This window comes from Leyella stercorea, from assembly GCF_019052365.1.
Lineage (GTDB): Bacteria > Bacteroidota > Bacteroidia > Bacteroidales > Bacteroidaceae > Prevotella.
In genome coordinates this window covers 1-6,564 of record NZ_JAHQUY010000105.1, presented here as the reverse complement: position 1 = coordinate 6,564, position 6,564 = coordinate 1, and the positions used below count along the sequence as shown (strand labels likewise).

The following is a 6,564-nucleotide window of genomic DNA, read 5'->3' as shown; positions in this document are numbered from 1 at the left end:
ACTTTTTCTATATGGTTTTATACTTACATTTGCATATCATTTGTATCTTGATAACAGTAACTAACTGATTATCAATATACTTTATATTTGAGGAGGATTGAAGCATATTGCTCAATCTGCGTGAGGGTTTCTTCAGAATAAGTCATTTGATTTATGATTTAAGCCTTACTGAGCTTCTTTAAGCCTTTCTATGCCGTAAGAATGATGGGGTCAGTTATTGGCTCCTGCAGCATTAACACGCTGTTGGAAGAGGTCAGTAAGGGGGACAGAGTGATTTCTAATGAGGTCATCAACCTGGGCGTGGAGATTTTCAAATATTTTGGAGTCAGTGGAGATGAAGGTGGACTCATGGCGGTTACCTCGCGTGAGATTCTGCGAGGTGACGACACTAACCTGTTCACCCGACTCCGCTTGCACGAGAAGAATTTTAGAATGGTTGTCGGCAAGGTAGGTGCGCTTCATCGTCTGTGTGATGAACGCCCATAGCTTCAGTGTTTTGTTCGTAGCCTTATGGTCGAGCACAAGATTAAAGGCAGATATGTTGCCGGACTTCTCGATGAAGAAGAGTCGGCGCAGGAACTCCTCGGAGATGGAGAACGAAGTCTGCCAAATCTCCGCTTTGCCTACCTGCCCCAAAATCCACTCTAAGATGTCCGCCACCTGAAGAGCATTGGAGAGATACGCCTGGTGCGGACATTCAGAGAGTGGCTTTAGGATGGTGTTTATGTCGATGTTGCGCTTCATGTTACTGTGTTTTGCCTATTGTGATTATAAGCCGAACTGAGCCTCTTTAAGCCTTTCTACGCCTTAGTTGATTTCTTTGGCTTGGACTTCGGCTTTGAAGGACTTGCCTCCTTGGGCTGTTCTTCGATTTGGGTGTTTTCTGCCGTTTCTGCCTTTGTTACATAATGGTCATAAGTGTCCCAATTTGCGTGCAACTTTTTATCAAGATTTATAAATTCGTCGAGTAACGGCTTGCGCTCCGCAGCTGGCACCTGCTTGGTAGAGTCAGATAACAAGCGTAGGCGAAGGTGGAGTTCACGCATACGATGAACGAGGTCGAAGTTTTCCACATAAAGTGCCTGAATGTCTTCAGGCAGTCTGTCATGATCCGCACGCTTGCCAGCCTTGAACTCCTTTGCCTCGTTGTCATCCTTGAACTCCGTGCGGTTTTCTATGATAGCATTAACCTGCTCCTGTAAGATGATAACCTCGTCGTGGGCTTCGACCTCACGGCGAGCTTTAAGGAAGGCACGGAGCTTGCCCTCGATGAACTCAGCCTTTCCCTTAGGATTGATGCTGAGATTACGATACATTATAGTGTTGTTGGTGAGTTGGAGAAGGAGGATAGCACCCTCGTTCCAGTCACGATCTTCTCTCGGCGTGTCGAGGAAGTCTTGTAGTTTGTCGGTGAGATTGTTCATATTATTAGAATTATGATAGTTGTGGGAGAACCGTTTGTTTACAATTTATTATTGATGCCTGTGAAGAACACACAATTCTTGTGATGTTCGGTAAGCACATTGCGCATAGCCTTCAGCGTAGAGCCAGTAGTAACGAAGTCGTCGAAGACGATGCAGTTAGGCTCGTTGGGGAGATTGTTCATGGTGAACACCGCCCCGATACGCTGTTTTGAGTGACAGAAGGCAACGTCCTCGTAGAACGGTATGTGCAGCAATGCGGCAATCTTCTCGCTGATGCGAGTGGCGAAGTTCTTGATCAAGTGTCGGCGCTTCGGAGTAGTGACGACACACCACGAACCCGTATTCAGGAACTCGCCCAGGATGTCACGGATCAGCGGCGTAATGCTGTCAGCGAAGAAGTCCACCATCGAGTCGTCGCCCTTTATGTCGGTGAGCGTTCTACCGTACAACGACTTCTGCCACAGCGAGATAAAGAACACATCACCACGGCGAGTAAGGCGGATGCGTCGGGTGAAGTCGCAGCGTGCTTCGACCGACTTATCCCATCCCTTGCGTTTCTCAATGGCGAATATGTCCTTCTGTTCATGCGTTGTATTGGGTGAAGACAGATCAAGCGGACCCGATAAGTCCGGCACGGAAATGTCATTCAAGAATTCCTGCATGTCTATCGGTATCCGCTTGTCCATTGCTAACTATTGTCTAACTTTAAACTACTGCGCAATCAATGTCTCCGTCTTCCGTGGCGATTGTTCCGGTGTAGAACGGTGCTGGGCACTCGTCCGATGCCTCCACGTTGATAGTGGTGCCGGTGGTGCCTGTGGCACCCTGTCCGAGATCCTGTGTGACGGTGGTCTTTGTAGTCCACTTGTCACAACCCACGACACGGTGCTTGCCCTTCATGTCCTCGACGATGAAGACGTTGTCGTTGTTATTGAGGTAAGCAGCTGCAGCCGATGCCGCTTCGCTTACCGACGGATGAACCGCCACGAGCTTGTTGAGCTGTGTCTGTGACGGCAGCTCGCCCTGCGCCTCACTGGTAAGCTGCGACTTCTCCGGAAGGATGTCGATGTATTTCCATACAGCGTTTTCCTTCAACGTGAAGGAGCCGTCATAAACGGATGAAGTGACACGTCCGGTCTCGTTATGCGGTAACTTTGGCCATACGAGGATGTCGTTTTTTGAGGTATAATATACACGTCGGCGAACGCCGGGTAACTCCGGTGTGCCCATAGCCCATGCAAGGGACTTCTGGATATCTGTTTTTGCTGGTTCAGGCATGGTGGTGAATGTTGAGTGTTGAATGTTGAGTGTTGAATTAAGCCTTTCTACGCAAGATGTTACTCTTGTCGTAGAATGGCTTGAAGATATATGGATTCTTATGGCGCAAGCTCAATGACTTTGAGGCGTCGCTTGTCGATTGACTCGAACTGCACACCGAAGAACATCGTGGCGATGTACGAGAGCAGGAAAGCATCGAAGCGCTCGACGTCTACTGATTCCACGTCGCCCATCTGGTCATAGCCGTAGAGCATGTTGATCTTCGGCGAGACGTGCATATACTTCGAGTCAGCCTTGTTGTATAGCGGACAGAAGATGAGTTTGCCGTTTGAACCCTCGACAGTGGGCTGATTGTACTGTGTGTTGTACGGGATGCCGCTGTGAGTGAGGAGGTAGCCCTCGTTGTATTTGTCAACGAAGTCCTGCGAGCAGTACAAGAAGAGAGTCTGCGAGCGCAGACGTGGGTCGAGCGAGAACAGAATCTCCTTAGCCACGTCAACGGCGTTGGCAGAGGTGATGGCTTCAGTCAGCTTCATGTAGTTGCCGTTCTCCTTAGAGATGGTGCCAGCAGTGACCTCGTTTTTAGTGATTGTGTCGAATCCGTTAAAAAGATCCTTTGTTGTGTTACCGGTGGGATTGCGCACTCCGTTCCAGATGGAATCGTTGAGATGCTCCGAAAGTGACTTTGCGATCAGTCCGAGCACTTCGCGAGCTGTGGGTGTGGACTTCTGTCCGTCGCCCTTGGTGGCACCAGTGCCGAGGAGCGTCGAGATAGCAGAGTTCGGCTCGAACTTTGCGACTACCGAACCGAAGAAGGTTTCGAGAGTTCGGAAATCAAGCTGCAGATTCGCGTCCTCCGAGCGAGTGGGCGAATATGGTGCGAACTGCGCGGTGGCGTTGAGCGTGCCTACGCTTTCCTTGTAACGGATGCCAGGGCGACCAGTCATGAACTTAAGAGTGTCGTTGCAGCCGATGATAGGCAGACGAAGGAAGTCAGAACGCCACTTGTGCGCAGCGTCCTTGTATTCTTGAAGGGTGAAGGTTAATTTTCCTGCCATTGTGTTGAATGTTGAGTGTTGAGTGTGGAATGTTGAATTGTGCGCTTTGCGCATTTTGAATTGTTCAATGAGGATTTAGATAAGCCGATTTGAGCCTTCTTATGCCTCCCTAAGCCGTGAAAAGCGAGGCGAGGCTTATGGCAATGAGTCAAAGAGAGCCTGTGCGGAGTTGGTGGTGTCGTAGAACTTCTCGATTTCCGTCTTCTCGGCAGAAGGGTCGTTCTTTTTGTCGTCAACAACGTTGTTGGTGGTGTCAGCCGGAAGTGACTTGACCTTGGCATCCAGTTCATTGTTAGCCTTAGTCAGTCTGTCAACCTCCGAAGTGAGGTCGCCGATGGACTTCTCCTTCGCCTCGATGTCGGCTTCAATCGTTTCGAGCTGTTGTGTTGTGAGTGTGGTCTTGTCGTCTTCAGCTTCGAGAGCTTCACAGGCGAGAGTCTTGCAGATGTTCTTGTAGGTCTTCTTCATGATTATGGAAGTGATTGATGGTGAAGTGTTTATGTGTGTCTTGTCTTGAAAGTGGAAAACGGCAGCGCAGGACTGTATGAATCTCCTGAAGGCGTTGATTTCCTCCTGCTTGTCCGTCTGAAGATTTGGAAGCGGTATGCCATGAGCGGTACAGTCAGCTGCGATCGCCTCCGTCATTACCGGTGCCGTCTCGTCGTCGTACTCCGTCAGTTCGTCAACGAAGCCCCAAGAAAGTGCCTCCTGTGCTGTGAGCCAACCGCCCACCTTCATGAGTTCGAGCAGTTCGGCAGGTTTCTTCTTGCATCTTGCAGCGTACATCTCCGCAACAGTGGCATCGAACTTATTGAGGTCAGCCTTCTGCTTCTCGAGGTTGTCAATGAGATTCTGCATATCAGTGGCGTTCAAGCTGCCCCATTCAAAGAACGACTGCGAGCACTGGTGAACGAGGTAGACCGCCGAGCGATCCATGGTGATGCGCTTCGCTCCCATGGAAGCGATAGTGGCGGCACTGGCGTTCATGCCTACAAAGTGAACATGAACGTTGCCGTGCCGCCTGAACGCTGAGGATATGGAAAGTGCTGTGTTGAATTGTCCTCCGAGTGAGTCTATAAGTACAGATACCTCCTTGTCCGTGTTCTTGTTGAGCACGTAGTCCACGTAGTCGGAATCGAAATCCCAACCTCCTACGTAGCCTTTGAGGTGAAGATTGTATGTTGTCTTTGCCATGATTAATTCTGTTAGGTGCAGCAAAGATATTATATATAATAATGTATGGAAAAGACGAGGAAGAGTTTTGAATTTTGAGTTTTGAGTGTTAGATAAGATAGGCTGCACCTCAGCAATTAAAGCAAGCTTTATTGCATTCGGTTTGCACTATCTTTGAATTGTAGGCTGGCGCCGATGGTGATTTGTTGAGAAGAGAATTATTTTTTTATTGTTTTTTTCAAAACTGAACCTATTTCGGGTGTAACAAGCGTAACAAACGTAACAAAAATAACAAGTGTTGATTTTCAACGAGTTATAGAAATAGCTTTGTTGTAACTTGTTACAAAACCACGCTTTTTGTTACAAAAAACGGCGTTTTTCACGCCGTACAGGGCACAAGTGCCACTTTGTTCTCGTAAGAAATGGTGTATTTCGTGACCGCAGAATCGCCGTTCACCCTGCCTGTAGAGGAGTCTACCTTTACAACAGGATAAGGAGGTTCGGCAGCACCGATTAGATACTGCTTGCCGTTCGCCGTATTGATGACGAACGCCAGACGGCGGTGTGTAGGCAGGGTGTCAGTAGTGGAGAATGTTAGTTTCACCTTCTCCAGCATATCATTGTTGTCGAACTGTGATCCCAGTTCGCATATAGCATCCCCGGTGTGCGACACAGTGAAAGTGTCAGCGAACACTCCAACAGGAACATTCGCCAACGCTTTCTGCGTTATGCTTGCCGTGAGCGTTTCGGCAAACATGTACATCATTTTAGTGATTCCGGGTATTCTTTGCATATTTTATTCTTCCGTTTCTGAAAATTCAGCTTTGCTATTTCTACGGCTTGAAGTCGTTGACTTTTTCCGCTTGCATTGGTTTGTGAGATAGTTCTTTCGGAGTCGCTGGTATATCTTAGCGATTGAATCCCAACACGAACCATCCTCCAAGATACCTCGCTGCTCCATGAAGAGGTATATCAAATCCTTCTGTTGTTTGCCGATCTTCCCGAAATCATGAAGGAACGTCCAGCAATCAACATCGAAGGAATTCTTTATGTTCTCGAGGAGCGCACGTTTTCCGGTCTCGGTGATGTGATTGTACGTGCGTGGGTCTCTCATCTTCGAGTACGGGATGCAGATGGCGACTTCATCTTCTCCCTTACGATGAGGAATGGCAGATGCCGGCGGCTTGACAACAGTGAGCTTGATAAGCTTTGACTCAATACTGCCGTTGTTTAAGCGCACAGGATCAGTGCCACTGTGCCGATGGATGAACCACTGGCGCAGGTAAGAAGGCATTTTTATATAGATGTGATAGTCGCTCATAACAATGTAATTTGATTACGAGCACAAAGATACTACAAGTTTCGGCAAGGTGTATGCTAATGGCAATACCTTTAAGATTTGTTATTTGGTATGTATGTAGGTAATTGAAAAAATATTATTACCTTTGCGTTTATAATAAAATCCTTGTCTTGAATTTCTATGAGGATTCTTTCAAGATAAGATTTCTTATTCATTGCAAAGGAATAAAGGTATTCTTTTGTTTGTCCATTCTCTTTTGTTGAGAATATATTGGGATAAAATAAAATATAATTTGATACTCTCATAAGGTTTTTATTATAAACGCAAAGGT

The 6,564-nt window shown here is 47.5% G+C and carries 9 protein-coding genes; all 9 read right to left on the bottom strand.

Annotated elements, in window-relative coordinates; all coding sequences use genetic code 11:
• Window positions 1-210 precede the first annotated feature (210 nt).
• The gene (locus KTQ90_RS12400; protein ID WP_217318692.1) at window positions 211-744 is read right to left on the bottom strand and encodes a C4-dicarboxylate ABC transporter; all 534 of its coding nucleotides are present in this window, start codon (window positions 742-744) and stop codon (window positions 211-213) included.
• 56 nt (window positions 745-800) lie between these two features.
• Entirely contained in the window at window positions 801-1,424 is a 624-nt protein-coding gene (locus KTQ90_RS12395) for a hypothetical protein (RefSeq protein WP_217318691.1), read from the bottom strand.
• Window positions 1,425-1,462: 38 nt separating this feature from the next.
• A complete protein-coding gene (locus KTQ90_RS12390) occupies window positions 1,463-2,110 on the bottom strand; it encodes a phosphoribosyltransferase (RefSeq protein WP_217318690.1) in 648 nt (215 codons plus the stop codon).
• Window positions 2,111-2,129: 19 nt separating this feature from the next.
• Window positions 2,130-2,702, bottom strand: coding sequence for a hypothetical protein (locus KTQ90_RS12385; protein ID WP_217318689.1), 573 nt, complete (start codon window positions 2,700-2,702; stop codon window positions 2,130-2,132).
• A gap of 98 nt (window positions 2,703-2,800) precedes the next feature.
• Window positions 2,801-3,760 carry a hypothetical protein gene (locus tag KTQ90_RS12380; protein WP_217318688.1) on the bottom strand — a complete coding sequence of 320 codons (960 nt, stop codon included), beginning with the start codon at window positions 3,758-3,760 and terminating at the stop codon, window positions 2,801-2,803.
• A 135-nt stretch (window positions 3,761-3,895) separates the two neighbouring features.
• The gene (locus KTQ90_RS12375) at window positions 3,896-4,954 is read right to left on the bottom strand and encodes a Clp protease ClpP (protein WP_217318687.1); all 1,059 of its coding nucleotides are present in this window, start codon (window positions 4,952-4,954) and stop codon (window positions 3,896-3,898) included.
• A 358-nt stretch (window positions 4,955-5,312) separates the two neighbouring features.
• Window positions 5,313-5,726: a hypothetical protein gene (locus KTQ90_RS12370; protein WP_217318686.1), complete on the bottom strand. Its 414-nt coding sequence runs from the start codon at window positions 5,724-5,726 to the stop codon at window positions 5,313-5,315.
• 3 nt (window positions 5,727-5,729) lie between these two features.
• On the bottom strand, window positions 5,730-6,254 hold the full coding sequence (locus tag KTQ90_RS12365) for a hypothetical protein (protein ID WP_217318685.1): 525 nt from the start codon (window positions 6,252-6,254) through the stop codon (window positions 5,730-5,732).
• 71 nt (window positions 6,255-6,325) lie between these two features.
• The coding region (locus KTQ90_RS12360) for a hypothetical protein (RefSeq protein ID WP_217318684.1) at window positions 6,326-6,564 on the bottom strand (239 nt) is incomplete at its 5' end.

Bases quoted from the DNA above. Each gene is read 5' to 3' on its own strand.
- KTQ90_RS12390 (WP_217318690.1), bottom strand. From the start codon at position 2,110: ATGGACAAGCGGATACCGATAGACATGCAGGAATTCTTGAATGACATT.
- KTQ90_RS12395 (WP_217318691.1), bottom strand. From the start codon at position 1,424: ATGAACAATCTCACCGACAAACTACAAGACTTCCTCGACACGCCGAGA.
- KTQ90_RS12400 (WP_217318692.1), bottom strand. From the start codon at position 744: ATGAAGCGCAACATCGACATAAACACCATCCTAAAGCCACTCTCTGAA.
- KTQ90_RS12380 (WP_217318688.1), bottom strand. From the start codon at position 3,760: ATGGCAGGAAAATTAACCTTCACCCTTCAAGAATACAAGGACGCTGCG.
- KTQ90_RS12365 (WP_217318685.1), bottom strand. From the start codon at position 6,254: ATGAGCGACTATCACATCTATATAAAAATGCCTTCTTACCTGCGCCAG.
- KTQ90_RS12375 (WP_217318687.1), bottom strand. From the start codon at position 4,954: ATGGCAAAGACAACATACAATCTTCACCTCAAAGGCTACGTAGGAGGT.
- KTQ90_RS12385 (WP_217318689.1), bottom strand. From the start codon at position 2,702: ATGCCTGAACCAGCAAAAACAGATATCCAGAAGTCCCTTGCATGGGCT.
- KTQ90_RS12370 (WP_217318686.1), bottom strand. From the start codon at position 5,726: ATGCAAAGAATACCCGGAATCACTAAAATGATGTACATGTTTGCCGAA.